24 protein-coding genes and 1 tRNA gene are annotated in these 26,833 nt (G+C 57.9%); 10 read left to right on the forward strand and 15 right to left on the reverse strand.

The window, feature by feature from the left end; translation table 11 throughout:
• Positions 1-90: 90 nt before the first annotated feature.
• Together ACN082_RS01435 and ACN082_RS01440 are read right to left on the reverse strand one after the other, a co-directional pair.
• Positions 91-720: a response regulator gene (locus ACN082_RS01435; protein ID WP_419099070.1), complete on the reverse strand. Its 630-nt coding sequence runs from the start codon at positions 718-720 to the stop codon at positions 91-93.
• Complete coding sequence (locus ACN082_RS01440; RefSeq protein WP_419099071.1) at positions 710-2,104, reverse strand: sensor histidine kinase; 1,395 nt, start codon at positions 2,102-2,104, stop codon at positions 710-712. The genes ACN082_RS01435 and ACN082_RS01440 overlap by 11 nt, the downstream gene beginning before the upstream one ends.
• 195 nt (positions 2,105-2,299) lie before the next feature.
• Between ACN082_RS01440 and ACN082_RS01445 the strand changes: the two genes are divergently transcribed.
• From ACN082_RS01445 to ACN082_RS01460, 4 genes are all read left to right on the forward strand, one after another.
• A complete protein-coding gene (locus ACN082_RS01445) occupies positions 2,300-3,391 on the forward strand; it encodes an ABC transporter permease (protein WP_419099072.1) in 1,092 nt (363 codons plus the stop codon).
• A 32-nt stretch (positions 3,392-3,423) separates the two neighbouring features.
• The gene (locus tag ACN082_RS01450) at positions 3,424-4,170 is read left to right on the forward strand and encodes an ABC transporter ATP-binding protein (protein ID WP_419099073.1); all 747 of its coding nucleotides are present in this window, start codon (positions 3,424-3,426) and stop codon (positions 4,168-4,170) included.
• Positions 4,171-4,252: 82 nt separating this feature from the next.
• Positions 4,253-5,104, forward strand: a complete 852-nt coding sequence (locus ACN082_RS01455) for an HpcH/HpaI aldolase/citrate lyase family protein (RefSeq protein ID WP_419099074.1) — start codon at positions 4,253-4,255, stop codon at positions 5,102-5,104.
• 35 nt (positions 5,105-5,139) lie between these two features.
• Positions 5,140-5,382 (forward strand): hypothetical protein, encoded by a 243-nt coding sequence (locus tag ACN082_RS01460; protein WP_419099075.1) that lies wholly within the window; start codon positions 5,140-5,142, stop codon positions 5,380-5,382.
• An 86-nt stretch (positions 5,383-5,468) separates the two neighbouring features.
• Here the strand turns inward: ACN082_RS01460 and ACN082_RS01465 are convergent.
• Positions 5,469-5,543, reverse strand: a tRNA-Thr gene (locus ACN082_RS01465).
• A 108-nt stretch (positions 5,544-5,651) separates the two neighbouring features.
• Between ACN082_RS01465 and ACN082_RS01470 the strand changes: the two genes are divergently transcribed.
• The 4 genes from ACN082_RS01470 to ACN082_RS01485 all read left to right on the forward strand — a co-directional run bounded on the left by ACN082_RS01470 (position 5,652) and on the right by ACN082_RS01485 (position 10,630).
• Positions 5,652-6,797: a histidinol-phosphate transaminase gene (locus ACN082_RS01470; RefSeq protein WP_419099076.1), complete on the forward strand. Its 1,146-nt coding sequence runs from the start codon at positions 5,652-5,654 to the stop codon at positions 6,795-6,797.
• Positions 6,798-6,978: 181 nt separating this feature from the next.
• Positions 6,979-8,154, forward strand: coding sequence for a thiamine pyrophosphate-dependent enzyme (locus tag ACN082_RS01475; RefSeq protein WP_419099077.1), 1,176 nt, complete (start codon positions 6,979-6,981; stop codon positions 8,152-8,154).
• A 4-nt stretch (positions 8,155-8,158) separates the two neighbouring features.
• Positions 8,159-9,148, forward strand: a complete 990-nt coding sequence (locus ACN082_RS01480; protein WP_419099078.1) for an alpha-ketoacid dehydrogenase subunit beta — start codon at positions 8,159-8,161, stop codon at positions 9,146-9,148.
• A gap of 21 nt (positions 9,149-9,169) precedes the next feature.
• On the forward strand, positions 9,170-10,630 hold the full coding sequence (locus ACN082_RS01485; RefSeq protein ID WP_419099079.1) for a dihydrolipoamide acetyltransferase family protein: 1,461 nt from the start codon (positions 9,170-9,172) through the stop codon (positions 10,628-10,630).
• A 477-nt stretch (positions 10,631-11,107) separates the two neighbouring features.
• Here the strand turns inward: ACN082_RS01485 and ACN082_RS01490 are convergent, their stop codons facing one another.
• The 5 genes from ACN082_RS01490 to ACN082_RS01510 form a co-directional block, all read right to left on the reverse strand.
• Positions 11,108-12,124, reverse strand: coding sequence for a hypothetical protein (locus tag ACN082_RS01490; RefSeq protein WP_419099080.1), 1,017 nt, complete (start codon positions 12,122-12,124; stop codon positions 11,108-11,110).
• The gene (locus ACN082_RS01495; RefSeq protein WP_419099081.1) at positions 12,114-13,466 is read right to left on the reverse strand and encodes a sensor histidine kinase; all 1,353 of its coding nucleotides are present in this window, start codon (positions 13,464-13,466) and stop codon (positions 12,114-12,116) included. Before ACN082_RS01495 ends, ACN082_RS01490 begins: the two co-directional genes overlap by 11 nt.
• Before the next feature lie 28 nt (positions 13,467-13,494).
• Positions 13,495-14,208, reverse strand: coding sequence for a LuxR C-terminal-related transcriptional regulator (locus ACN082_RS01500; RefSeq protein WP_419099082.1), 714 nt, complete (start codon positions 14,206-14,208; stop codon positions 13,495-13,497).
• Positions 14,209-14,390: 182 nt separating this feature from the next.
• Positions 14,391-15,227 (reverse strand): hypothetical protein, encoded by an 837-nt coding sequence (locus ACN082_RS01505; protein ID WP_419099083.1) that lies wholly within the window; start codon positions 15,225-15,227, stop codon positions 14,391-14,393.
• Between the two features lie 133 nt (positions 15,228-15,360).
• Positions 15,361-15,510: a hypothetical protein gene (locus tag ACN082_RS01510; protein ID WP_419099084.1), complete on the reverse strand. Its 150-nt coding sequence runs from the start codon at positions 15,508-15,510 to the stop codon at positions 15,361-15,363.
• 47 nt (positions 15,511-15,557) lie between these two features.
• Between ACN082_RS01510 and ACN082_RS01515 the strand changes: the two genes are divergently transcribed.
• Positions 15,558-17,267, forward strand: coding sequence for a long-chain-fatty-acid--CoA ligase (locus ACN082_RS01515; RefSeq protein WP_419099085.1), 1,710 nt, complete (start codon positions 15,558-15,560; stop codon positions 17,265-17,267).
• 411 nt (positions 17,268-17,678) lie between these two features.
• Complete coding sequence (nagB, locus tag ACN082_RS01520; RefSeq protein ID WP_419099086.1) at positions 17,679-18,488, forward strand: glucosamine-6-phosphate deaminase; 810 nt, start codon at positions 17,679-17,681, stop codon at positions 18,486-18,488.
• Positions 18,489-18,530: 42 nt separating this feature from the next.
• On the opposite strand, the gene ACN082_RS01525 is transcribed toward nagB, so the two are convergent.
• The 7 genes from ACN082_RS01525 to ACN082_RS01555 form a co-directional block, all read right to left on the reverse strand.
• Positions 18,531-19,217, reverse strand: a complete 687-nt coding sequence (locus tag ACN082_RS01525) for an N-acetylmannosamine-6-phosphate 2-epimerase (protein WP_419099087.1) — start codon at positions 19,215-19,217, stop codon at positions 18,531-18,533.
• A gap of 8 nt (positions 19,218-19,225) precedes the next feature.
• Positions 19,226-20,179, reverse strand: a complete 954-nt coding sequence (locus ACN082_RS01530) for an ROK family protein (protein ID WP_419099088.1) — start codon at positions 20,177-20,179, stop codon at positions 19,226-19,228.
• 33 nt (positions 20,180-20,212) lie between these two features.
• On the reverse strand, positions 20,213-21,133 hold the full coding sequence (locus ACN082_RS01535; RefSeq protein WP_419099089.1) for a dihydrodipicolinate synthase family protein: 921 nt from the start codon (positions 21,131-21,133) through the stop codon (positions 20,213-20,215).
• A 52-nt stretch (positions 21,134-21,185) separates the two neighbouring features.
• Entirely contained in the window at positions 21,186-22,052 is an 867-nt protein-coding gene (locus ACN082_RS01540) for an ATP-binding cassette domain-containing protein (RefSeq protein WP_419099090.1), read from the reverse strand.
• On the reverse strand, positions 22,049-24,028 hold the full coding sequence (locus ACN082_RS01545; RefSeq protein WP_419099091.1) for a dipeptide/oligopeptide/nickel ABC transporter permease/ATP-binding protein: 1,980 nt from the start codon (positions 24,026-24,028) through the stop codon (positions 22,049-22,051). The genes ACN082_RS01540 and ACN082_RS01545 overlap by 4 nt, the downstream gene beginning before the upstream one ends.
• Positions 24,029-24,030: 2 nt before the next feature.
• Complete coding sequence (locus ACN082_RS01550; RefSeq protein ID WP_419099092.1) at positions 24,031-24,984, reverse strand: ABC transporter permease; 954 nt, start codon at positions 24,982-24,984, stop codon at positions 24,031-24,033.
• Between the two features lie 189 nt (positions 24,985-25,173).
• A complete protein-coding gene (locus ACN082_RS01555) occupies positions 25,174-26,775 on the reverse strand; it encodes an ABC transporter substrate-binding protein (RefSeq protein WP_419099093.1) in 1,602 nt (533 codons plus the stop codon).
• Positions 26,776-26,833: the final 58 nt, after the last annotated feature.

The following is a 26,833-nucleotide window of genomic DNA, read 5'->3' on the forward strand; positions in this document are numbered from 1 at the left end:
AGGCCCTAGAAGGCCAACCCCGAGCCAGTTGGCGGGGCACAAAGCAGGCCTTCCTCCTTACACGGGAGCTACCACACCCGCACCATACAACTAGATGAGGTTCTGCGCGCGTGCCGCCGCCACAGCGGCCGTGCGGTTATCCACACCCAACTTGGTGAAAATATGCACCAGGTGCGTCTTTACCGTGGACTGCGAAATAAAGAGCTTCTGCGCAAGCTCCTTGTTGGTTGCACCGGTAGAAACAAGCTCAAGAAGCTCAGTTTCCCGCGCTGAAAGAGTCACAGTAGGCCGTTGCATCCGGTCCACCAGCGCCGCCATGACCTCGGGCGAGAGCGTCCTCTGGCCCCGCGCCGTAGCTAGTACAGCCGTATGCACCTGCTCCGGAGGGGCGTCCTTGAGCAAATAGCCCAGAGCGCCGGCCTCAACAGCTGCCACAATATCGGCCTGCGTATCAAAGGTAGTCAGCACCAGCACTGGAGGACCCCCCATAGCCGCCAGCAGACGAGTCGCCTCCACCCCGCCCATAGGTTTCATCTGAAGGTCCATCACCACCGCATCGGGGGCCTCGCCCCGTACGGTTAGCTCCTGTACAACCGAAACAGCCTGACCCCCATCGGAGGCTTCTGCCACTACCTCGATGTCGCTAAACCCGGCAAACAAGGCACCCAAACCAGCCCTGACTACCGGGTGATCATCGACCAGCACAACCTTAACAGTCATAGTTACCTCCAGAAGCCGGGGCAGCCAGTACACCCTCTACCGGTAGACGGACAGACAAGGCGGTACCAGCGCCAGGAGAACTTTCAATATTCAGGGTCCCACCCACCTGGTCTACCCGGGCAGTCAGAGAGATCAACCCATAGCCGGTGCTACCCTCCGCTAGGGCAACCTCAGCCTTATCCGTTACCGGTGAGAGCGCACGAACGTCAAAACCAACCCCGTTATCGCACACATCCAGTGCCACCTCACCCGGCCACAGGCTGAGCGTCATCACCGCCTGACTGGCCTGAGAATGGGCAGCAACATTCGCCAACGCACCCTGGGCTACCCGCACCAGGGTAGAGGCAATCGGCTCAGGCAACCGGTTCACCGCAGACTCATCACCATCAACGGTCAAAGAGCACCGGAAGTCAAGACCCGCCGCCTGCTGAGTGGCCTGCGTCGAAGCGACCAAAGAGCTCAAAGCACCTACCACAGAACTATCTAGCGCGGGCGAAGCTAAGTCATGAATAAAACGGCGGGCTTCTGCCAGGTTAGTGGACGCGCTCTGCTCAATGACCTGCAATCGTTCCCTCCCCAGAGCAGTATCACCTGATTCCAAGGCATTTGAGGCCGCACGGGACACCAGCACAATCGACGATAGCCCCTGGGCCAAAGTATCGTGTATTTCCCGGGCAAGGCGCTCGCGCTCAGCAATCTTTCCAGCCCGGTACTGCTGTTGAGCCAGCTCGGCCTGCACCGCCCTGAGCTGCTCAGCTAGCCGAAACTGGTGGGCTGCATCCTGTCTCAGTGCCCGGTAGGTAAAAGAGATAACTACAGCCAACATAGCCCCCAGCGTAGGGCCTACCAGGTAACCCGGAGTCAGACCCTCAGCCCGTAAACGAGCCAGGCCGAACCCGGCAGGGCCCACCAAAGGCAAAGCAACCGCCAGAAGGCACAGCGCACCGGTAGCCAGCACCCCGGCTAGAGGTCGCAAGAGGTGCAGGTAGAGGAACATGACGGGGAAAACAGCCCAGGTAAACGAGCTATCCAAACACATCAGCGCCAGCCACAAACCTGTAATCACAAGCAACCAGAGATGAGCCGGGCTAAAAGGCAAAGTACCACCGGAGGCCAAGGGAAAACCTGCCAGCCTCAACCGCTGAGGTAGGCCGCGCCGCTTCTCATAGACCGTACCTGCCAGGTAGATAGCCCCCAGGGTAAGTGTCAGGACCCCGATAGCGGTGTGGCGGGGCTGGTAGACGCTGCCCACTAGAGCCAAAACAGCACCAAAAATGAGTAGGAAAGCGAACATGACGTGCAAGCTCACTCTCAGAGTAGTGAGCACCAGTAACGTCTGCCTGCTACCGCCAGAGGCAGCGGAGGCGGGTGGGGCAAGGGGCACGGGCATCCTTACTGAACTAAGCAAGTCTTACCCCAACCAGTCTAGCCCTCTCAGAACCTCACCTCGCTTCCCCCGCTATCGTCCAAACGGTTGATTATAGGTTCAACCCTTACCCCGATGTAGTAAGGGTCGGTGAGCTGGTCAGATAGATATAGCCCCCCGAGCCGGGGAATGTCTTCTGAAAGGTAAAATCTCATGTTTGTTGGCTGGCGCGATATCCTCTTTGCTAAGGGCCGATTTACCCTGATTGGGGCAACGGTCACCCTCATTACCCTGCTCCTGGTCATGCTGACGGGGCTGACCGGGGGGCTGGGGCGACAAAACACCGATGCCCTCCAAAAAATGGGGGCCGACCGGTTTATTTTCGCCTCCGATACAGCCGGAGCTAAGGCTTCTTTCACCGACTCCAGTGTGACTACCAGTCTCACCCAGCAATGGCAGGAAGAGGCAGGCAGGGTTACCCCGGTGGGCTTCCTGACGGCTAAGGTTGAGGGCAAAGGAGCCGCACCCATGACCCTCATCGCCACCCCCCAGGGTTCTCAGCTGCCCGCCTCCACCGCTCCCTTGCATGAGGGCTCTGAAGCAGCTGATGACCAGATCGTCCTCCCCCTGAGCCAGGCCCACGACCTAGGTGCAGGGGTGGGTGATACCGTGAGCGTGAATGGTACCGAACTCACTGTGACAGGTATCGCTGAAGACACCTACTACTCCCACACCCCCGCAGGCTGGATCACCACCAGCACCTGGCAGAAGCTCACCCACCAGAACCCAACCACAGGGCCAGATGCCGTACTGGGAACAGTGCTAGCAGTTCAGGGCGCTAGCCATGTAGATGCCACGGCCACAGCAACCAGAACCCAGGCACTGACCACCAAGCAAGCCTTTGCGGCCCTGCCCGCCTACTCATCAGAGCACGGCTCCCTGACGACCATGCAGGGCTTCCTCTACGGTATTTCTGCCCTAGTCATCGTTTCCTTCCTGACGGTGTGGACCATTCAGCGCACTCGGGATATCGCCCTCATGCGAGCGCTAGGTGCTTCTCGTGCTTTCCTGACCCGTGATGCCCTGGCCCAGGCTGGCCTAATTCTGGCTTTAGGAACTCTCAGCGGTGCCCTAGCTGGCTGGGCGCTAGGGGCTCTCGTCTCGGGCACTGTACCCTTCCAGCTCTCACCCCTGACAGTTGCCGGACCAGCAGCTGGAATCTGGGCCTTAGGTATGGGCGGTGCCCTTATCGCTCTACGGCGTGTAGCAACCGTTGATCCCATGCTCGCCCTGGGTGGCAACTAATTAATTCTGATCTAATCCCGAAAGGTAAACCCATGACCTCTGTACTGCCAGGCTCTCTACCTACCCAAGCCGCAGCTGCCGCCGCCCTCGAGCTACGCGATATCACCCTTGACTATCCCGACGGGGTTGATAGCTCCGGAAAACCCCTGACCGCGCGCGCCCTGGACCGCATCAACCTGACGGTAGAGCGGGGTGACTTCTTTGCCCTGACCGGCGCATCTGGCTCCGGTAAATCCTCCCTGCTGTCTGTGGCGGCGGGGCTGATCACCCCTACCTCCGGTAGCCGCCTCATCAACGGTGTAGAGACCACCGGCTACCGGGACTCCCAGCTAGCTGAACTCCGCCGCACCACCATCGGCATTATCTTCCAGCAACCCAACCTGATTGCCTCACTCACCGCTGCAGAACAGCTAGAACTGGTAGCACGCATTGGGGGAGCTCGAGGGGCAGAGCTACGGGCAGCTAGGTCACAGGCCCATGACCTTCTTGATCTGGTAGGGCTCTCTGCTGCCAGCCACCGCAAGGTACACCAGCTCTCGGGTGGGCAACGTCAGCGAGTCAATATTGCTCGCGCCCTGATGAGCCAGCCAGCGCTTTTGCTGGCCGATGAGCCAACGAGTGCCCTAGATAGTGAGCGTTCGGAAGAGATTGTGCGACTGCTGGCACAGGTCACTGCCGAGTTCAATACTGCCACGCTCATGATTACCCACGATGCCGAGCAGGCCGCGCTGGCTACCGGCCAGTTACATATGGTGGACGGGCGTTTGCTCACACTCTAAGGGCGGGCCGGGAAGAACCCGCAGCGGGTAGCTCTTGCGGGGGTAGACTTGAGAGGGTCAGACCCACCTTAACGAGGATCCCGTGATTAATTTCCACCGCAACGAACGCGCCGCATCTTTGCCCGCCCGACTTTCTCGATCCTGGCTTCTAGTATCAGCTGATGCAACCGAACAGACCATTGCAGCAGCCCTGGAATCAGAAGCAGATTCGGTCATCATTGACCTTGAGGACGGTTGCCCCGAGAAAGCCAAAGATGCTGCCCGTGAGCACATCGTTGCCATGCTCAATAAGGGGGCTTCGGCCTGGGTGCGTATCAACGCGATTGACAGTGAACACTGGTCTAAAGACCTTGAAGCGCTGAACCGTGCGGAGGGGCTCAAGGGGGTCATGCTTGCTATGACCGAACACCCTGACCACGTAACTCGTACCGCTATGATGCTCCCAGCCGGTACTCCGGTCATCGCGCTGATTGAGACCGCCCTGGGCATGGTGAATGTGGTGCGTATTGCCAAGGCTCCCGGTACCTTCCGCCTAGCTTTTGGTGTGGGTGACTACCGCCGCGACACCGGAGTTTCAGCCGACCCGATTGCGCTGGCTTTTGCGCGGTCACAGCTGGTCTTGGCCTCCCGCGTGGGCGGGCTGGCAGGCCCGATTGATGGGCCTTCTGTGGGTAAGCACAGCGGGGACTTGCTTAAGGACTGCGCGGTGACCACCAGTCACGGCATGACCGGTAAACTGACCTTGGACCCGGCACAGACCGAGACTATCAATCTGGGGCTTGCCCCGAGCGCCGACGAAATTGCCTGGGCGCGGGAGCTTTTGCAGAAGAGCGAAGGCGATTCTGTACCCAAGGACGGTTCCTATCTGCCACGTTTGGCGCGTGCCCGAAAAGTATCATCACTTGCCAAGACCTATGGCCTGTGGCGTAGCTAGAGTTTTCCCTAGGTGAGCCAAGAAAGATAAGCACCGTGAAAAATTATTTTGGTTTTCAAGCCCGCAGAACCCCTCAGGGGGGCTACGCACCCGGGTTCTTGCGTCTCTTTGCGCTACTACTTGTTCCTTCGGCGGGAATCTGGTGGTTCTACCGGTGGATTTTTGACAATGACACCAGCCTGTTAGCGCTGTGTTTTCTGGTGCCGGTAAGCGCCTGGATGTGGGCTTATCTGATTGGCTACAGCACGGCTCATCACATTGACGAGGACCGGTCTTAGAGCTTTCTGCTAGCCGGGGCTGACCGAGCTGGTAGAGACAAAGGGCCGCTTCCGAGTGTTTTCGGAAGCGGCCCTTAGCCGTCTTATGGAGCCCCCAGTCGGATTTGAACCGACGACCTTTTCTTTACGAGGGAAATGCTCTACCCCTGAGCTATGGAGGCCAGCCGCGCCTGCGCGGACGAAGCAACTCTATCAGAAAGGCAAGGCTACCTGCCAGCTGTGATGCTGGGGCGTTCTCCCTGGGGCGCTGGTTGGTTAGAATTGGGTCTATGACTCAGATTACTCAAAATGACGGTGTGCGCCCCCGCCCCGTTTTCTCTCGACTCCCCAAGTACTCTGCCGGCAAGCCCCCTGCCACTGTGGAAGGGCTAGAACGGTTCAAGCTGTCCTCCAACGAAAATCCCTTCGGGCCGGTTGCTTCTGTCGCTCAGGTGCTTGCTGACTTTGACACTGCCCACCGCTACCCGGACCCGCTGTCAACCGCCCTACGCACCCGCCTGGGTGAGTACCTGGGGGTTGACCCCGAGGACATCGTGACCGGAGCAGGTAGCTTGGGTGCGCTCAACCAGATTCTGGCAACTTTCGCCGGTGCCAACGAAGACGGTACCCAGGACGAGGTCATCTACGCTTGGCGCTCCTTTGAGGCCTACCCCATCTGTGTGGGTCTCGCCGGGGCTAAGAGCGTCCAGGTACCCAACCTACCCAACGGCGCCCACGACCTTGACGCCATGGCGGCGGCTATCACCGACCGCACTCGCGTTATTCTCATCTGTACTCCCAACAACCCTACCGGCCCGGCAGTGACTGAAAGTCAGGTGCGGGACTTCCTCCGTAAGATCCCTCAGGACCTGCTGGTAGTTATTGACGAGGCCTACTTTGAGTTCTGTGCCGCTTCTGAAATCCCTGAGGGCCAGGAACCGCCCCTCAACGGTTTGGATATCTACCGGGACTACCCCAATGTGGTGCTGCTGCGCACCTTCTCCAAGGCACAGGGCCTAGCGGGCCTGCGCGTTGGCTACTCCATCAGCCACCCCGATATCACCGCCTACCTGCGGGTGGCTGCTACCCCCTTTGCCGTTACAACAATTGCTGAGCAAGCGGCTATCGCCTCCATCGAGCACGCCGATGAGGTCATGGAGCGGGTAGAGCACCTGGTAGCTGAACGCGAAAAAGTAGTGACCGGGCTCAAGGAGCTGGGCTACTGGGTTCCCGAAACCAGGGCTAATTTTGTCTGGCTACCCTTGGGTGAACACACAACTGCCTTTGCTCAGCAGGCCGAGGCACATGCTCTCTCGGTGCGGGCTTTTGCTGGTGAGGGCGTACGCGTCAGCATTGGTGAAGATCAGGCTAACGCCCGCCTGCTCACCCTTGCAGAAAAGTTCCCTCACCGTTCAGTAGCTCCTGCCCTCCAATAAGGGGATTTTTCCGGCGCTGGCTTCTCCCTGAAACCTGCGGGGTAGGGGAGGAGCCAGAGTCTGTGTAAACTCATTATTTGTAAAGAAACAGTCAAAAATTCTAAAAATAAGGCCCTGCCCTGCCGAGAGCGGGCGTAGGGTTAAACAAGAGAAAAAGACAGACCTGGACCCGGAGACACGCATGTCACAAACAAAAAGCCCCCAGAACCCCTGGGGGACCCCGGAGCGAATCCAACTTCTGGATGAAACCGGAACTACTAGCTCACACGCTAGCTTTAGCTCCTTTGCCGATGAGCTCACCGGCGAAGATCTCAAAGACATGTACCGTACCATGGCGCTCACCCGCCGTTTTTGCAGTGAAATGACCTCCCTGCAACGGCAGGGTCAGCTAGCTCTCTGGGTTCCGTCTGTGGGGCAGGAGGCCGCCCAGATAGCCTCCGCCCGTGCACTGGCACCTAACGACTACATCTTCCCCTCCTACCGCGAGCACGGCGTGCTCCTGGAGCGGGGGATTGACCCCACCGAAATTACCCCGCTCTTTACCGGCACCGGCACCCTGGGCTGGGACGCTAAAAAGCACAATGTGCACCCCTACACTCTGGTCCTTGCCGCTCAGGTTGTCCATGCCACCGGCTATGCCATGGGCCTCAACTTCGATGCCCAAATCCAGGCCGAAACCGGGCAGTACCAGACCGGACAGGGGCAAGCCACCGACCCGGCTACCGACCCCGAGAAACCTGCGGTTGTTGTCTACTTTGGTGACGGTTCCAGCACCGAGGGCGACGCCCACGAATCCATGATTTTTGCAGCCAGCTACAACGCCCCGGTCCTTTTCTTTGTGCAGAACAACCAGTGGGCTATCTCCGTACCCTTTAGCGTCCAATCCCGCGTGCCCATTTCAACCCGGGCCGCCGGCTACGGCTTTGAAGGTATCCGGGTAGACGGTAACGATGTGCTCGCCGTCTATGCCGCAACCCGCTACGCTATGCAAAAAATTAGGGCGGGACAAGGCCCCGTGCTGATTGAGGCTGAAACCTACCGCCTGGGCCCCCACACCACCGCCGATGACCCCACCAAGTACCGCGCCTCCGAGGACGAGGCCGCCTTCGCTCAGCTTGACCCTATGACCCGACTCGAAAAATACCTGCGCTCAGCCGGGTACGCGGACGACACCTTCTTCACTGAGGTCACTGACTTTGCTGACTCCCAGGTCAGGGGTGTACGTGACTTTGTGCTTGCTAGCCAGCCAGCAGACTTTGAAACCTACCTCAGCCGGGCCTACACCGAACCCCACCAGCAGGTAGAGGACGACCTAGCCTTCCACCGCGCCTACACCGAAGGGTTCGAAGAGGAATAAAGACATGACCGAGCAGATAAGAGAAACCCTCACCCTGGCCAAGGCTATTACCCGGGCCCTCCACGACGAGATGACCAGCAACCGCAAGGTGCTAGCCCTGGGCGAAGACATCGGAAAACTGGGCGGCGTCTACCGCGTAACCGAAGGGCTACAAGAGACCTTCGGCCCTACCCGTGTGATGGACTCACCCCTGGGTGAAGCCGGTATTATCGGCACCTCCATCGGCATGGCCCTGCGCGGCTACCGGCCCGTCCCCGAAATTCAGTTCGACGGCTTTGTCTTTCCCGGTTTTAACCAGATCACCTCCCAGCTCTCCAAGATGCACGGGCGAACCCACGGCCAGTACCAGGTGCCCGTGACCGTGCGTATCCCCTACGGCGGCATGATTGGCTCCATCGAGCATCACTCAGAATCACCCGAAGCCCTGTTCACCCACACCCCGGGCTTGCGCGTCATCACCCCATCTAACCCGCACGATGCCTACTGGATGCTCCGCACAGCAATCGCCCACCCCGACCCAGTCATTTTCTTTGAACCCAAACGCCGCTATTGGATGAAGGGCGAAGTCAATTTTGCTGACGCCAACTTTGACCCCTTTACCGCGCAGGTCGTCAGGGAAGGCTCCGAACTGACCATCGCCACCTACGGGCCACTTGTGCCCGTTGCCCTGGCCGCAGCAGAAGCTGCCGCCGAAGACGGACACGATATTGAGGTGCTGGATCTGCGCTCGCTGTCCCCGCTGGATGTCCCGACCATTGAGGCCTCTGTGCAGAAGACCGGCCGCCTGGTAGTAGCCCACGAGGCACCGACCTTTGGTGGCCTGGGCTCCGATATTTCTGCGGCAATCACCGAACGCTGTTTCTACCACCTTGAAGCACCCGTTATCCGCGTGGGCGGCTACCACATGCCCTACCCAGTCTCTAAGGTAGAAGAAGATTACGTGCCCGGCATCGACCGTATGCTCGAAGCCGTCGACCGTTCTTTGGCCTACTAGCCCCCACGAAAGGCACATACCATGTCACAGATTTTTAACCTTCCTGATGTGGGCGAAGGGCTCACCGAAGCAGAAATCCTGAGCTGGAAAGTAGCTCCCGGTGATCTTGTTAAGCTCAACGACATTATCGTTGAGATTGAAACGGCTAAGTCCGTGGTAGAGCTTCCCTCGCCCTACGATGGCAGGGTGCAGGACCTTCTGGTTGCCGAGGGGCAGAGCGTGGAGGTCGGCACCCCCATTATCGCTATTAGCGCTGAGGGCTCCGCCCAGGCGGTATCCGCTCCTGAGGCTAAGGCTGAGAAGGACCCCGGTGCCGGTGCCGCGCTGGTGGGCTCAGGCCCTAAGGCTGATCCCGTTAAGCGCCGTACACGCAAGAAGAATGCGCCTTCGCCAGCTCCTCTTGCGCCGCCTCCGGCGCCCCTGGCTGCTGCAGCACAGCTTGCTGAACAGCGCAAGCCCCTGCTGACTTCCCTGCCTGCTCGCGCAGGCAAGTTCTTTGAAGAGAGTGGCATGGGGGGAGTCTTGCGCCGTCTGGGCACAGCAGAACACTTGCCCGGGGCTGAACACTCTGAGGTTCCCCGCCGCCAGGCTCTTGCCAAACCTCCGGTGCGTAAGGCTGCCCAGGAAATGGGCATTGACCTGGCACAGGTGACCCCCACCGGCGACAGGGGACAGGTGACTAAGCGTGACCTGCTCAACTTTGCGGCCCACCTGAGCCTGGCAGAAACCGCTGACTTTACCGATAACGCCGATCCCACCAGCTTCTGGATTCCCGCCGGGGCCGGTGGTGACCGCATCGAGCGTATCCGGGTCAAGGGCGTTCGTAAGGCTACGGCCAAGGCTATGGTGGATTCCGCCTTCAAGGCCCCGCACGTTTCTATCTTTGTGGACGTGGATGCTACCCGCACCATGGAGTTCGTCAAGCGCCTCAAGAAGTCACCCCAGTTTGAGGGTGTTAAGGTAACCCCCTTGCTGATTCTTGCTAAGGCCGTTATCTGGGCGGCCTCGCGCACCCCGCAGGTCAACGCCACCTGGACCGACTCAGAGATTCAGATTAAGCACTACATGAACCTGGGCATCGCGGCGGCTACCCCTCGCGGCCTGATGGTACCGAACATCAAGGACGCCCAGAGCATGAACCTGCGTCAGCTGGCTGTAGCGCTGAATGACCTGAGTGCCCGGGCCCGCGAGGGTAAGACACAGCCTGCTGAGATGCAGGAAGGCACCCTGACTATCACTAATATCGGTTCTCTGGGCATCGACACCGGAACGCCTATTCTGAACCCCGGTGAGGCCGCTATCGTGGCTTTCGGCACGATCAAGCAGAAGCCCTGGGTCGTGGACGGGGAAGTTATTCCGCGCTGGGTTACCACCCTGGGTGGCTCTTTCGACCACCGTGTGCTGGATGGTGACCTTTCGGCTAAGTTCCTGGCCGATGTTGCCTCTATCCTCGAAGAACCAGCCCTCCTCCTCGATATGTAGGGTAGAAATCTGCCCAAAGACACTCAAAGGCTCAGCTGGCAGCATGCGCGGGCTGAGCCTTTTTGCAGGCGGTTTGATACCTCTTGCTCCCGAAAGGATTAAAGAGGCGAGGCCCCCACCTGAAACAGGTGAAGGCCTCACAACGCCAAGGTACGAAACCTGGAGCAGAATTCGAATTATCTCCCCCAAGAAATCCGAATCCCCGGACACATCGGTCCGGACAAGTTCAGGCCCCGTAGGTTACCTTATGCCCTTGACTGGCTGTTCTACATTTTCTGGATCAGTCCCCCAACGTCACCAGAAAGCTGAGTCCCCCGACTCATCGTCGAACAGCTATCAAGTTACTTAAAATCTTAGTCTGGGTAACCTCAGCCTGTATGTCCTCATATAGGTCTACGCATGCTCTCAGAAAATTCTTTGAATAAGGCAAAGGTGCCTACAAAAGCCGGGGGAGTGTCCCCGAGTAGGCTGGGGTTCTTAGAACCTTTCAACCAGGCCAGTCTGAGAAATTTCGATTGCGCTGGGCTCCTCATCCTCTGAGTTACCATCGTGCACCAGCATGACAGCTATCTGGTCGTCAGCAGGGAAAGCACGAACCGTAATAGTCCCGCCCGAGGCATTATCGAACAGGTCGACCGCGCACTGGGTCAGAATCATCGAGAGCCGGGCAGGTAGAGCGCTTCCTCGCTCGTCGAGAATATCTACCTTGACACCGCGCTGGCGGGCAAGCCAGGCCGCATGAAGAATTTCCTTATTGACGATGTAGCGACCGCGGATAGTGTCACGCAGCTGAGCTTCGGTAAACCGAAACTCGTCCATTTCGTCACGGCTCACGGGTGATTCGTTGTAGGCAATACGGTGAAGCATGTCTTCAGTCAGAGTGCGCACTTCCTGCACACGCTGGGTTGCAATAGCGCTCATATCTGCTTCTTCGGTACGGCCCGCATCGGCAATGATGCGCATACTGCGAGCCTGCCGGGTCTTAGAGACGGCCTGCTCAATCTGCTGAGGCACGATGGTGCAGACTACCATGAGCAGGAAAGGGATATAGAACTCGGTAGAAAGATTGATCCGGCTTAAGAAGTAGTTGCTGTGCCAGCTCAGCACCAGTAATACAAAACTTGCAAAGAAGAGCCAGCCGTAGAAAGTGTGCCTGCGGGAAACTAGACCCATAGCCAGCAGAGTATAGGCCATAAGCGGCCAGGAGAGGCTAGAGAAGGTGACTGAATGGCTCATGGCGCTCAAGGTTGTATCCACGCTGTGTAGCCCCAAAATAGTAATAAGGGGAAGCATCGCATCGGGTAGAGCCAGCCGCTGAGTGGGCAAGAAGACCGGGAGCGTGGCAATAGCGTAGAGACTGATGATGGTAGCCCAGTGAGGAGCGCGGTTGGTGGTGTACTGGGAGTACCAGAAGAAGAAGGAGCCCAGAACCAGGAGAGTGACAGCGCTCAGAAGCAGAGTGAGCTGACGGGAACGATAGTACTTAACCAGCATCGGGGTCCTCATGGGGCCACTGGACAATGACAGTTGTTCCCTTTTCAGGGGCAGAAGTGATGGTGACCTTGCCACCTACTTCTTCCATGCTGCGGATCATAGAAACACGCACACCCAGGCGACGGAAATCAATATCTTTCATGGAGAAACCCTGGCCTCTATCCGAGATAGTGCAGAGCACATAGGGGCGTTCCTCATCGGACCTGGTCGAGTTGTAGGGTCTGCGCAGCTCGGTACGAATGGAAATCTGTGTGGTGCGGGTTCCCGAGTGCCGGGCGGAGTTCGAAACAGCTTCGGTGACCGCATGGGTAAAAGCGCGTGCCGCCGTATAGGGCAGCGTAGAGTCGGGGCTCGCTAGGGGGTACTTCTCCATGGAGTCTGAGATAAAGCGTAGGCGCTGGTTCCAGGGCTCAACGCCTTCAGCGATCTGTTCGGTCAGAGCCTGGAAGGTAATGGGGCGCTGGGGCTGAGACTTGAGGCTTTCCTCTTCAAGAACATCAATAGCTCGGCGTGCCAGCAGGCGGGTGCGCTGGGGGAGTTCCCCGGGGTTGCGGCTGGCATCGAGCAAGGCGGCCATCACATTATCGTGCACCAGCTTGTCAAAGTTCTGTAGCTCTTGGGAATAGTCACGTGAACGGTTGAGTAGAAGCTGGGCTGAGAGCGTCTCGTAGTAGGTCCTATCAGACTCCCTAACGGCTTTGAGCGCAAACCGCGCAAGACCTGCTAGCAGAACGCAGGTAAAACATAAATAGCAAGCTCGGATCATCAGCTCGGTGGGATTCAAGGGGACTCCGGTCAGAAGATGGGAAGCCACCGAGCTGATAATCAGTAGTGCGGGTAAAGCAATGCTGTGGGTAATGCCGTCCCGTGATTCTTCCTCAAAGACCGGAACCAGCATGGCGTAGATACCAAAAAGCCAGGACCAGGGGATAGCCGAATGCTGGGCACCGATACTCAAAGGCCACACTATATAGGTGCCGTAGGCAATGACAAGCATGAAATTAACTGTCCTGGCCGAAACCTCTTTACGCACACCGTTGAACATGAGCAAAGAGGCATGGGTGACTATCACAGGGATAATGGCCAGGTACCAGAGAGAGTCCCCGCCCCGGTTCTCGGAAATATTGGCCAAAGATTGCAGGAGCAGGCCGACCGCGATGAGGGAGTAGACAATTTCTAGGGTGCAATAGAGACCAAAGGAGCTCGGCCCCATCAGTGGCTGTTGGCCGCTAGTGAGGTTGAGCGACTTCAGCGAGAAAGCGCGGAGTCGATTGACTCTTGAGGGTTGGAGAGCCTGGGCCAGGTCCTTGGAGGCGCCTCCGGTAACAGTAGACAGGTGCACAATCCTTAGGGGTACAGGGGTGAGCGAATTACAGGTGACGGTCTGCGGTGGAGGTGTCTTCCATGGTATCTACCAGGCCATCCTCAATAGCGCGGATACGCAGGTCAATCTTGGTGGGGGCCGGGCGACCAACACGAGCGTACTTTTCGCGGATACGGTCAATATTTGTTTTAACCGCAGACTGCTTAATGCCCATACGGCGGGCTACCTGAACCTGTGCAAAGCCGGAGGCATAAAGACGCAGGGTTTCCTGCTCTCGGGGGGAGAGATTAGCGCGAGAGAACTCCTGGTCACCGTCAATAGCGGCGGCAAGTTCCTTGGTAACAACGGCTTTACCGTCTGCGATATTCTTGGCCTCGGCCAGGGCATGTTCAAGAGGCTCAGACTTGCGAACCAGGCCCAGCGCGCCAGCTTTCAGGGCTTCGCGAATCAGGCCGGGGTTTTCTCCGATGCTGAAGATAAGAACCTTAATGCCTGCCCGTTGTAGGATATCAACATTCTCTGACGGGCGAGACTTATCCTGAAGTGAGAGGTCCAGAAGCACAACATCGCAGTCACGCTTCAGCTTTCCCAAATCAGCATGAGAAGGGTCATTGAGGTTGCGCCCCAAGGCTACCAGCAGGTCAGCTGCGGTGGGAGCAGCCGCTACCAGCTCAATTTCGCTAGCGCCGGCAGCGACTGCCCGCATACCTTCGCGGACTACCTCATGGTCATCGACAATGCCTACACGTACTACGCTCATATTTCTTACTTACCTTGTATGCTGTGCAACCCTCACCTGAGACGGTGGCTGCTCGGTGGTTGCATGGGTGCGATGAGCAGACTGTTTACATTACGAACATATTTTACAGCTAAAGCCCGGTTTAAGCCCTCTTAACCCCTGGCTTTTAAGGTGACTTAGAGCCTTCCTAAGTTGATGCTATTTTAGGAATTTATACTTGTCAGGGCTCGACGATATCTCATTCCCAGAGCCGCGCCCAGCATTGAGCCGATAGCGGCGAGTAGCCCTGCGGCTAGCGCTGTGAGAGCCCCAAGGGCCAGGTCGGGGGCCAGAAGCCGCTGAAAGGCAAAGCTGGGCGTAAGAGGTGACGGGAGCCAAGCGGAAGCCCATGTCACCAGGGTTGCAAGGAGAGTCGCAAGGAAGCTGACAGCAAGAACCCCCAGGGCCTGCCTGGTAGGTGCTACCGCAGCCATGCGGGTGGCAACATATCCTGCCCAGCCGAAGCTCAACAGCCATATAAGAGCACTTGCAACTACCCAAGGAATAGCCTGGCCCTGACTGGAAGCAACAGAAACGGCCAGAGCGCCTCCCGTCAGACTGCTATAGGTCGAGATACCAACAGCAGTGAAGACGGTTCTTACCAAGGCAAATAGCCCGGTGCTCAGAGCATAAGCCACGAGGCTACCGCTCATAGCCGGTAGGAACTGAATCCTGCGGTAGACAGCTACACGAGCAGACGGTAGGGGAGCAACCTCATGGTCCCAACCGGCCTCTGTTTGCTGATGGGGTAGGGGGAGTTGAGCGGTAGCAGGGTGCGCCTGTTGCCGGCCCACAGGGTAAGGAGCCTGCCCCGACCGGGTCGCTGAAAGGATCTCCTGCTGGTAGCTGCTAGTTTCAAGCGGCCTGGTATCTTCTTCAAGCCGGTCGGTGTAGTGGTGCTGCGAGGGAGAGAGCAAGCGTGTTGATTCTGAGTCCTCAAAAACCGCGTCCCAATCCTCAAAATCTTCCTGGCCGCTCTGCCGATGATCTGTACTGCTCATTGCCTGTAAACCTATCAAAAAAAGGGGGTACTTAGACCAGACTCAGAACCTCGACGCGCTCCTGATCCGGGCGGTAACCCATACCTGCTGTCATCTGCTCAAAGACACTCTTACGGTCCCTGCGGGCTCCCACCTAGTTGCCACCCAAAAGGTACATCAACCCGATAATGACCAGGCCAAGAGCAATAGCTCCAAGCCCCACAAGTATCATGCGTTTGTTAATTTCTTTCATCAACTCCCGAAATTCTTCGGTCGTGATGTCTTTGTTTCCACGTTGCGCCATACCCCTTAGTATGTCAGCTCAAGCACCCCTGTGGCACAATCTTGTGTATGCATGTAGCCGAAAATAACGATACGACCGACACCTTCCCCCTGGCTCACCGCCCCTGGCAGAAGAACTACCGGCCCGAAACACACCGCGATGTGAAGCTGCCTGAAACCTCACTGAGCCACCTCATGGCAGAGGCTGTTCGCACTTCCCCCCAGAAAATTGCCCTCGAATTTTTCGGCTCCACTACCACCTATGCCCAGCTCGGTGACCAGATCCTCCGGGTAGCTGAAGGGCTCCGCAAAGCGGGTATCCAGCACGGGGACCGCGTAGCCATCGCCCTCCCCAACTGCCCCCAGCACATCGTTGCCTTCTACGCCATTCTCCGATTAGGCGCTATCGTCGTTGAGCACAACCCCCTCTACACCGAGGCAGAACTCCGCCACATGTTTGAAGACCACGGAGCAAAAGCCGCCATCGTCTGGGACAAAATCGCAGATAAAATAAGCTCCCTCCCCGCAGACATCCGCCCCCGTACCATCTACGCCGTCAACATGATCGAAGAGATGCCACTTGCCATGCGAGCAGCACTCAAACTCCCCATAGGCAAGATGAAAACCTCACGCGAAAAGCTCGAAGGAACCGCACGCGGCGCCACACCCTGGCGCCAGCTCATGAAGAACCAACCCCTAGCTGCCGACCACCACCGCCCCACCGCCCAAGACCTCGCCCTCCTCCAATACACCTCCGGGACAACAGGGCTCCCCAAGGGCGTCATGCTCACCCACCGCAACCTCGAATCAAACGGCAGAATGGGCGAAGAATGGATTCAACCCGGAAGTAACGAAGTCATCTACGCCGTGCTCCCGCTCTTCCACGCCTACGGCATGACACTGGGGCAGACCATCTCCGCTGTCTGCAAAGCACGACTGGTACTCTTCCCCACCGTGGACATGGACCTCATCTTCCGAGCCATGAAAAAAACCCCACCAACCATCCTGCCTGCCGTCCCACCTATCTACCGCCGCATGCTCGACGAAGCAAAACAGCGCAAAGTCTCGCTCCAGGGAATCCGCTGGTCAGTCTCAGGTGCCATGCACCTACCCACCGAACTGGTCACCGAATGGGAAGAAGCAACCGGAGGCATGCTTGTGGAAGGCTACGGGCTCTCAGAATGTTCACCCCTGGTGTCCTGCAACCCCCTCAACTCCACCCGCCGCGCGGGCTCCATTGGTATCCCCTTCCCCTCCACCGACATCCGCGTTGTTGACCCCGAAACCCTCCAAGACCTCGAACAAGGGCAGGAAGGTGAACTATTGGTGCGCGGACCCCAGGTGATGAAAGGCTACTGGAAACGCGCAGAAGATACCCGCAATACCTTGCTGGAGGGAGGTTGGCTACGAACGGGTGATATTGTCCGTCTCGATAAAGATTCCTTCATAGAAATCGTCGACCGGATTAAAGAAGTCATCATCACTGGTGGCTTCAACGTTTCCCCCTCCGAAATTGAAAATGTCCTTAAACAACACGACTCCGTAGCAGACTGCGCTGTCGTGGGTATGCCCGATGCTAGCGGAGGCGAAACTGTCACCGCCGCTATCGTCCCGGCCCAAGGATATGCATTAGACCCCGCAGAACTTAAAGAGCACTGCTACGCGCGACTGACCCGTTACAAGGTTCCTAAAAACTACTACGAGGTTGATGAACTGCCCCGCTCCATGCTGGGCAAGGCCCTGCGCCGCAAGGTGAGGGAAGAGCTAGCTCAGCGTTAAGCAGGGTTTGCGGTAGCTGTCCCCCCCCTAGTCGGTGTGTCCCTCTGCGTCCTTAGGCGGTGTGGTCGTCTGCACCCTGAAACGCCAGCCCCGAGCCAGCAGACAACCACACCACCTACAGAGCAGGAGCAAGGAGACAGCCCCCAACACCAACCCCAAGCCAGCAGACAACCACACCACCTACAGAGCAGGAGCAAGGAGACAGCCCCCAACACCAACCCCAAGCCAGCAACTTCGCGGTGAGCCAGCTTTATCTACCCTGATGAGTAAAACCCTATCTACTTTTCTGACCTGAACCTCGGGGAATAATAATTATTAAAAATATTCCTTGCGAATTTTCAAATTTGTGTCACGGGGTGTCATAAACGCGCCCTCTGCCGCTTCTAGATATATTTTTCGTAAGATATTAATATGGAAATAATTATCTGTGATTCAAAGGATCAAGCCGGTGCCTACGCGGCGTCTTTAATCGCTATGGTGACGGAACGCAATAACCGCCAGGGCCGCCCAACGGTCTGGGGAGTTGCCACGGGATCATCCCCAGAGGCTACCTACCGCTATCTCGCAGAACGCGTAGAAGCAGGCCTAGACGTTAGCTCTGTCAGCGCTTTTGCCCTCGATGAGTACGTTGGCCTAGACCCCTCTCACCCCGAGTCCTACCGAAGCGTCGTCAACCAGCAAATTGTTGGGCGAATCGGGCTCGACTCCCAGAAGGTGCATGTCCTCGATGGCATGGCTCGGGATATCAATGCTGAATGCGCTCGGTACGAAGAGAAAATCAAGACCGCAGGTGGAGTTGACGTGCAGATACTTGGTATAGGCGCCAATGGGCATATAGCTTTCAATGAGCCCGGTTCCTCGCTCGTATCACGCACCCGCATCAAGACTCTAGCACCTAAGACTGTGGCTGATAACGCCCGCTTCTTCGACGGCGATGCAAGCCAGGTGCCAGTACACTGCCTAACCCAGGGGATTGGCACCATCATGGAAGCCCGCAAGATTGTCCTGGTCGCAGACGGAGCCAACAAGGCAAGCGCAATCGCGGGCATGGCAGAAGGCCCCATCACCACCTTCTGCCCGGGGTCAATACTCCAGATGCACCCAGATGTCACCGTCGTGGTCGATGAGGCCGCAGCCAGCCAATTAAAAAATGCAGAATATTATCGTTTTGCGCAAGAAAATATCCCCGACTTCCAAAAGCCAGCTATATTTCTTGGATAAATAAAAATAGGTGGGGTTACTCGAAAGTAGCCCCACCTACTTTTATGCTTGGAGGGCGTCCTTAAACCATCCGGTAATAGAAATAGGGTGCGTAATAGCTGTGCCTACCACAACAGCGTGGGCACCAGCCTCCAGAGCCTGCCGAGCCTGAGCCGGGCTATGGATCCGGCCCTCGGCAATAAGCGGTAGCCCAAGATCCTGTGCGGCAATAGCTTCCAGGAGCTCAAGGTCGGGGCCAGCGGTCTTGGGGCGGGCATCGGTGTAGCCTGCCAGGGTGGTGCCGATAAAATCAGCTCCGGCTTCCGCCGCCGCAACAGCTGCTTCGAGAGAATCACAGTCTGCCATGACCAGTGATGGGCTCGACCCGTGTACCCCGTCAATTACCTCTTTGAGGCAGAGCCCGTCGGGCCGGTCACGCCTAGTGCCATCAAGCGCGACCACATGGGCACCCGCCTGGGCTACTGCCAGGGCATGGTGCAAGGTGGGGGTAATGAAAATACCCTCATGCCCGTCTTTCCACAGGCCAATGACCGGGACCTCAACGCTGGTGCGGGTGAACTGAATATCAGCCAACCCCTGTACACGGACAGCGGCCGCGCCTCCCATCACTGCAGAAGCCGCTACCTGCCCGGTTGTTCGGGGGTCGCGCATAGGCTCACCAGGGTAAGCCTGGCAGGAGACAATGAGCTGGCCTGCAAGCGAATCAATCAGTTCTTGAGCTGTAAACACGGTGAATCCTAACCTCCTGATGAGTCTCTGACAATGAAATCCGGGATCAGGCTTGCCGCCCCCAGAAGCGGGGCATCTGAACCTAGTGAAGCTGAGATAATGCGGGTTTCGGTAGCCTGTCCAAGTGCTGCCTGCTGGTAGGCCTGCACCATGCCCTGCCACCAGAGATCGCCCAGGTTAGTCACACCCCCGGAGACAAGAATCAGGTGGGGGTCCAGGATAGTTGCCAGGTCACCGAGTGCGATACCCGCTGCCCGCGCACCTAGCGCAATAGCTTCTTGGGCATGAGTATCTCCGGTAGCAGCAAGTTCTTTTACCTCAACCAGGCTCTCAACCTCAGTAGGTCCGCCCAGCCTGCGATAGCTATTGACGATGCCGGTGCCTGAGGCGACAGCCTCCACATGCCCCACTCCTCCGCAGGTGCAGGCAATATCTAGAGCACAGGGGGATGAGAAGTGCCCCACATGTCCAGCAAGGGAATGCGCTCCGTGAAGTTGTTGGCCCCCCACAATATAGGAGCCACCCACACCTGTGCCAAAAGCCACCATGAGACTGCTTTCAGCATCGGCGGAAGCACCGAGCCAGGCCTCACCCAGGGCATGAGCGTGGACATCGTTCACCGCGTAGGCAGGCAGACCCGTCACATCACTGAGAATAGAAGCTAGGGGAGTGCCGCTCCAGCCCTTAATCAGGTTGGCAGCCGTGATGACCTGCCCCTCGGAGCCAATGACGCCAGCAGATCCAATACCCACCCCAAGGGGCTCATAGCCTAGCTCACGGGCAGTAGCACCCAGCTTTTTGAGCGCCTCAGCCGTGTGCCGGGCCAGCTCAGTACCACCAGCCTGAGCCAAAGTGGGTATCTGGTCACGGTGGAGAACCTGGCCTGTGCAACTGACAATGCCAAGCGCGGTTTTGGTGCCTCCTAGGTCAGCGACCAGGGCGACGTGTTGGGGGTTACTCATCCTTGTCCCTTCAGTGGGTGTGCTAAACCCGGCCTAGAGGAGCCCCGTTGAGGCAAGGATAGCGCGAATCCGCTCTGCCTCTTCGGACCCTAGTGTCTCCATGGGCTGAGACATTGTGTTTGATTCAATGACTCCCATGATCTGTAGTGCGGTCTTGAAAGCACCCAGGCCAGCCGCTCCGCCTGAGACGCTGGGGGTCTGAACGAAAACAATGTCAAAGAGCTTGGCTAGGCGGTCCTGCTCCTTGCGGGCGCTCTCCCAATCCCCGGCCTGAGCCGCATCAAAGAGACGACGGTAGCCTGCAGGGTCAACATTGCCTAGGCCCGGTACGAGGCCTGCCGCACCTGAGAGCAGAGCACCGTCGCAGACCACCTCATGACCTGTAAAGGCGGCGAAGCCCTCAATATCAGCGGTTGCAAGCGCGAGCTGGCGGAAAGCAACGTCATCACCGGATGAGTCTTTAACACCGGCAATTACGCCGTCCTTGGCCAGCTGAACCAGCAAGCCCAGGGGGAGCTTCTGCTTGGTGCGTACCGGAACGTCGTAGGCGAAGACCGGTACATCTACAGCATCAGCGATAGCGCGGAAGTGTCGGTCTTCTTCAAAGGTATTATCTACAGCGTAGAACTGGCTGGTGACCACAATCGCGTCGCCACCAATAGCAAGCAGGCGCTGGGCTTCGTCAATAACACGGGCTGTGGTCATGTCGTTAACTCCGACAATGAGAGGGACTCGCCCTGCAATGGTCTCTACACAGGTGCGGAGCACTTTTTCTCGCTCAGCATTGGTTAGGTAAAGCACCTCAGAGGATGAACCCAGGGCAAAAATACCGTGTGAACCGCCTTCGATCAGGTGGTTAATCAGTCGCTCCAGGGAGCCCAAATCGAGGGTGCCGTCGGCGGAACGGGGAGTTAGAAGTGGCGGGATAAGGCCGGAAAAAAGCGGGGAGCTCATGTGATTCTTCTCCTGGAATATTAAATTATTGAGTTGAAAGCCGCTGTCTCTTTTAGACGTGGAGCAGAGTGGGTGCAGCCCCTAAGAGGGTGCGGGTGTAATCCTGGCTGGGGGTATCAAAGACCTGTTCGGCGGTCCCCTCTTCGACGATGTTGCCCTTGTTCATGACGCAGATACGGTCTGAGACGTAGCGAACGGTCTGGATATCGTGGGAGATGAAGACCATACCCAAGAAGAGCTCTTCTTTAAGGTCTGAGAGCAGGTTGAGCACCTGGGCACGCACCGACACATCCAGCGCACTGGTGGGCTCATCGGCCACAATAATCTTGGGTTCCAGAGCCAGGGCGCGGGCAATTGCTACGCGCTGACGCTGACCACCAGAAATCTGGGAGGGCAGAGCATCGGCGGCGGAAACGGGTAGACCCACCAGCGCCAGGAGCTCACGCACTCGGCGGTCACGGCCTGACTTATCGCCAATGCCGTGCACATCAAGGGGATCCTTGAGGATGTCCTGGATGGTCATACGGGGGTTGAGCGCAGTGGCCGGGTCCTGGAAGACGATCGAGACATCGGAACCGAACTCTTTACGCAGGGCAGCATTGCGCTTGAGCACGCTCTTACCCTTGAAGAGGACGTCACCGCCGGTGGGCTTTTGCAGGCCCACAATCACAGAGGCCAGGGTGGATTTACCACACCCAGACTCACCGACCAGGCCGATGGTTTCACCGCGGCGAACCGTGAGGTTTACCCCGTCAACAGCCTTGACGATAGTGGGCTTGAGAATACCGCCACTACGGGCTCGGTAGTGAACCTGGACGTCCTTGAGCTCAATGATGGGCTCATTGACACGGCTCACTGCAGCCCGGCCGGTGGTATTGAGCAGGCTCTTGTCTGCGGGGGTTACAGCTGGGTTGCTCATGCTGTCTCCTGTGCGGTGGTGAGGTGGGATGCCCAGAGGTGGTCGCTGTCGCCTTCAACAGGCGTGAAGACCAGCTTCTGCTCGGGGTCGGCATCGGGTCGAAGTGAACGGGGTGCAAAGCGGTCCCCTGCTGAGAAATCTGAGGGTGAGGGCACGGTACCGGGAATCTGGTAGAGCCGTTCTGCCCCGGACTCGATAGAAAGCACTGCTCCCAGAAGGCCGCGAGTGTATTCATGCTGGGGGTTGGTCAAGAGCTGGCTGGTTGCGCCGGCTTCTACAATCTGGCCCGCGTACATAACCGAGATACGATGGGCTACCTGGGCTACCAAGGCCAGGTCGTGGGACACGAAGATCATGGCGAAGCCCAGCTGCTCACGCAGCTCATTGAGCAGGTCGATTACTTCTGCCTGCACGGTTACATCGAGTGCGGTGGTGGGCTCATCGGCAATAACCAGCTTGGGGGAGCGGGAGAGTGCCATGGCGATGAGAACACGCTGACGCTGACCACCAGATAGCTCATGCGGGTAGGAGGCTAGAGTACGCTCCGGGTCAAGTTTGACCAGGCGGAGGAGTTCTTCGGGGCTCTTGCGGCCGCCACGGCGGGTGAGCTGCTCCATCTGGTCCTTGATCAGCATGGAGGGGTTCAGAGAGCTCAGGGCGTCCTGGTAGACCATGGAAATCACGGCACCGCGGAGCTTCTGGAACTCGGCTTCGCTGGCACCGACCAGTTCCTGACCTTCAAAGAGGACGGAGCCGGTGATCTTGGCCTTACGGTCAAGTAAGCCGATGATAGCCAGTGAGGTGATGGACTTACCGGAACCTGATTCACCGACCAAGCCCATAGTTTGGCCTTCGGTGACGGTGAAGGAAACGCGGTCAACCACGGGGGTGTCGCCAAACCGCTCAGGGAAATAGATAGAAAGGTCTTTGACCTCAAGTATGACTCGAGCTGAAGGATCTGCCATGAGGCGGTCTTCCCTGCGGCTTTCAGTCATTTTGAGTTTTTGCAGAACAGTTTCAAGCTCAGCGCTAGCCTTGCGGTCACGTACGGTTAGGGCCGCAGATGCTGCTAGAGCCTGGGCGGTTGGCTGTTCATTATTTTCTTCGATCTTGACCTTACGGCGGAGTTTGGGGTTCACCATGGCATCGGTCATGCCCTCAGAGAGCACGTTAAGTGCCAGGACGGTGAGCAAGATAACGCCACCTGCGAAGGTGGTGGCCCACCAGCCGCCTGCTAGCACGATAGCGCGACCGTCTGCGATGACGTTACCCCAGGAAGGCTCAGGGGGGCGTACACCGGCGGAGAGGAAGGACAGCGAAGCCTCCAAGATAATAGCGTCGGCCACCATAACGGTTGCAAAAACCAGCACCGGGGCGATGGTGTTGCGTACCACGTGCTTGAGCAGGATGTAGAAGCGGGGGGCACCCATAACGCGCTCTGCACGGACGTAGTCCTCGTCCCAGGCTGCCAGCACCTGGGCGCGGACAACGCGGGCTAGCTGCGGGGTGTAGACCACCGCAATAGCGAAGATAATAGTCCCAACAGAGTTGCCCAGGGAGGCCAGCAAGACAGCGGCCAGAGCGATACCGGGGAAGGCCATGAGCACATCCATGATGCGCATGATGACTTCTGCAACAAATTTAGAGCTGGTTGCTGCAAGTGAGCCCAGGATTCCACCCATAATCAGTGCCAGGGCAACAGCGCCGAGGCCTACCTGCAGGGAAGCGCGGGCACCGTACATGAGGCGGGAGAGAATATCGCGGCCCTGACGGTCGGTACCAAAGAGGTACTCAGAGTTGGGTGCACCAATCGGTGCGCCGGTGGAGGCTAGCGGATCGTGAGGAGCTAGCCAGGGTGCCAAGAGCGCAACCAGGGCAATAAGGGCGATGAATGTGAGAGCTAGCTTTGAGCTAGCGGGGAGCGCCTTGAATCGGATGCCCGGTGCTGAGAGGCGTTCTGCGAGTCCGCTACGCATGATTAGACGCTCCTGATTCGTGGGTTGATGAGCAGGTAGAGCAGGTCAACGACAATGTTGACCAGAACAAAGGTGATGGCGATGGTTAGTACAACGCCCTGGACAAGGTTGATGTCGTTACCGGTGATACCGATAAAGATGAGGTTGCCCATGCCATTGAGGGAGAAGATCATCTCGATGACGACCGCGCCGCCCAGAAGGTAGCCAATGCGCAGGCCCAGCACGGTGACCGGGGTGATGAGGGCGTTACGGAGTACGTTCTTGGTAATAACTTCCTTGCGGGGGACACCGTTACCGATAGCGGTGCGCACGTAGTCCTTGTCGAGTTCTTCCACCATGGAGGTACGAACGGTTCGGGTCAGCGATGCGCTGACGGGCACAGCAAGAGCCACTGCCGGAAGGAACATGTGCAAAAGCCAGGTGCCAAATCCGCTACCTGCCGGTGCGGAACCACCTGTGGGGAACCAGCCCAGGCCCAGAGCAAAGTACTGAATCATGAGGATACCCAGCCAGAAGGAAGGAGTGGCGATGGAGGCCATGGACAGCACACGGATCAGCTGATCGGGCCAGCGATCGCGGTAAAGGGCGGCAACAACGCCAAGGACCAAGGAAGCCACAGCAGCGATGACAACCCCCAGGAAGGTCAACTGCAAGGTTGTGGGGAAAGCGACCTTAATCTGGTCAATAACAGGCTGAGCGGGTGGGGTAGTCATACCCAAATCAAAGTGAGCTAGCCGTGCCAGGAAGGCAAAGTACTGGACATAGAGCGGGTCATTGAGACCGTGCGAGTCTCGGTAGGCTTCTTTAGCTTCTTCCGATGCGCCTTCGCCCAGGGCAATAGTGGCGGGGTCACCAGGAGTGAACTGGAGAATGATGAAGACAAGAAGGGTAACGCCCAAAATCATGATGGGCAGGGCTACCAGGCGTCTGCCGAGGAGCCTAAGAAAGTTTGACACGGAGAGTCACTCCCTGCAAGAGAAAGAACGAGGTGGGTGTGGCTAGCGCACGGTGAGGCGCCAGGGCTGGCTGAGCCTGCCCGCTACCGGCCTAGGGGCCGGGCGGGCAGGCAACCAGGTGCTCAATGAGCGATTACTGTGAGCGGTTCAAATCATGTGTGGAGGGGGAGCCCGCTCACGGATCCCAGGCTAAGCCTGGGTGGTGCCGACATTCAGGAATGACAGGCCGGTCGTGGGGAGCGGCTTGAAGTCAACCAGGCTGTCGGTAGCCCACGCGGTGGGCAGCTTGCGGTGGAAGAGGGGGTAGAGGGGTACATTCTCTGCCACGATGTCCAGGCAGGCCTTCCAGTCGGGCTTCTCTGATGTGACCGCGGCAGACATTGCGCTCTGCAGGGCGGCGTATTCAGGGGTGGAGGACCAGCGGAAGCGCTTCTCAGGCCAGGTAGCACCGCGGTACCACCAGGACAGAAGTAGGTCGGGGTCATTGCCGAAGACTGAGGGATCGCCGGGGGCCAGGACCACATCGAAGTCGCCGCTATCGACAAAGTCGGAGTAGAGGGAGGAAGACTGTGAGTCTTCTAGGGCAACCTCAATACCGGCATCTTTGAGGGATTCCTGAACCAACTGGGCGCACTGCTTGACCCAGTCGTGGTCGGTGGTGCGCAGGGTGATGGAGAGCTTATCCACACCTGCATCCTTAAGGAGCTGCTGGGCCTTGGCCTTGTCGTAGGTGTAGACGGTGGAAGCCTCAACATAGTCGGGGTGCTCCTTCTGCAGGAAGGAGGTGGCTGCGGTGGCGTTGCCTAGCAGACCGGTGGAGATGACCTTGTCCATGTCGATTGCGTAGAAGAGTGCCTGGCGGACTTCCTTCTTGTCGAAGGGAGCCTTCTGGCAGTTGAACATCATGAAGAGCAGACCGAAGGACTGAACTGACTCCACGGTAACGCCGTTGGTCTTTTCCAGGACCGGGATATTGTCGTAGGGCACTGACTCGATAGCCTGAACTCGCTGTGAGCTCATGGCGGTGACGCGGGCTGAAGATTCAGAAAGAATGAGCCACTTCATGGTCTTAGCCAGGGCAGGGCGGGGGCCGTTGTAGTCGTCGTAGCGTTCAAAGGCAATGTGGTCACCCTTGGTAGCTGAGACAAACTTGTAGGGGCCTGAGCCAATGGGCTTAGCACCGAATGCTTCAAGGTCGGCACTAGCGCTGGCCGGCATGATGTTAACCAGGGAGATACGGTCAGCAAAGAGGGGGAAAGCCTGGTTGAGCTTGAACTCTACGGTGCTGTCATCGACTGCGGTTACCCCGTCGATGAAGTAGAGGAACTGGCTAAAGAGAGATTCCTCGGAGGTGTAGAGCTTAAAGGTTTCAACGACATCCTTGGCAGTAACTGCTGCACCGTCGTGGAAGGTAGCACCCTCTCGGAGGCTGACGCGATAGGTGGTTTCGTCAACAACTTCGGGGTCACCGGTTGCTAGTGCGTTGTAGCGTTCACGGGTTGCCGGGTCCAGACCGTAGAGGCCTTCGAAGATGTGCAGGTTGGCTGCGAAGGGAGCCGCACCCGATGCCTGAGAGGGATCGAAGGTGGTGGACACATCGTAGGCAATTGCTGCGGTGATGGAGCCGTCTTTGTTTTCTTTGCCAGCGGCTGAGCCGGATGATTGGCTAGATGAGCCACCGCATGCGGCAATGGATGCGGCGAAAGCTGTTGCTGCGCTGATTCCACCGGCGATTTTGAAAAAGCTACGGCGGGAGGTATCAAATTCTTTTACCTGGGTGAGCTGTGACATCTATGTCGCACTCCTTCGGGCTGCGCTCCTGGTAGGGAGGGGGTGATAAAAATAAGGT

This window comes from Rothia sp. CCM 9417, assembly GCF_048513575.1.
Lineage (GTDB): Bacteria > Actinomycetota > Actinomycetes > Actinomycetales > Micrococcaceae > Rothia.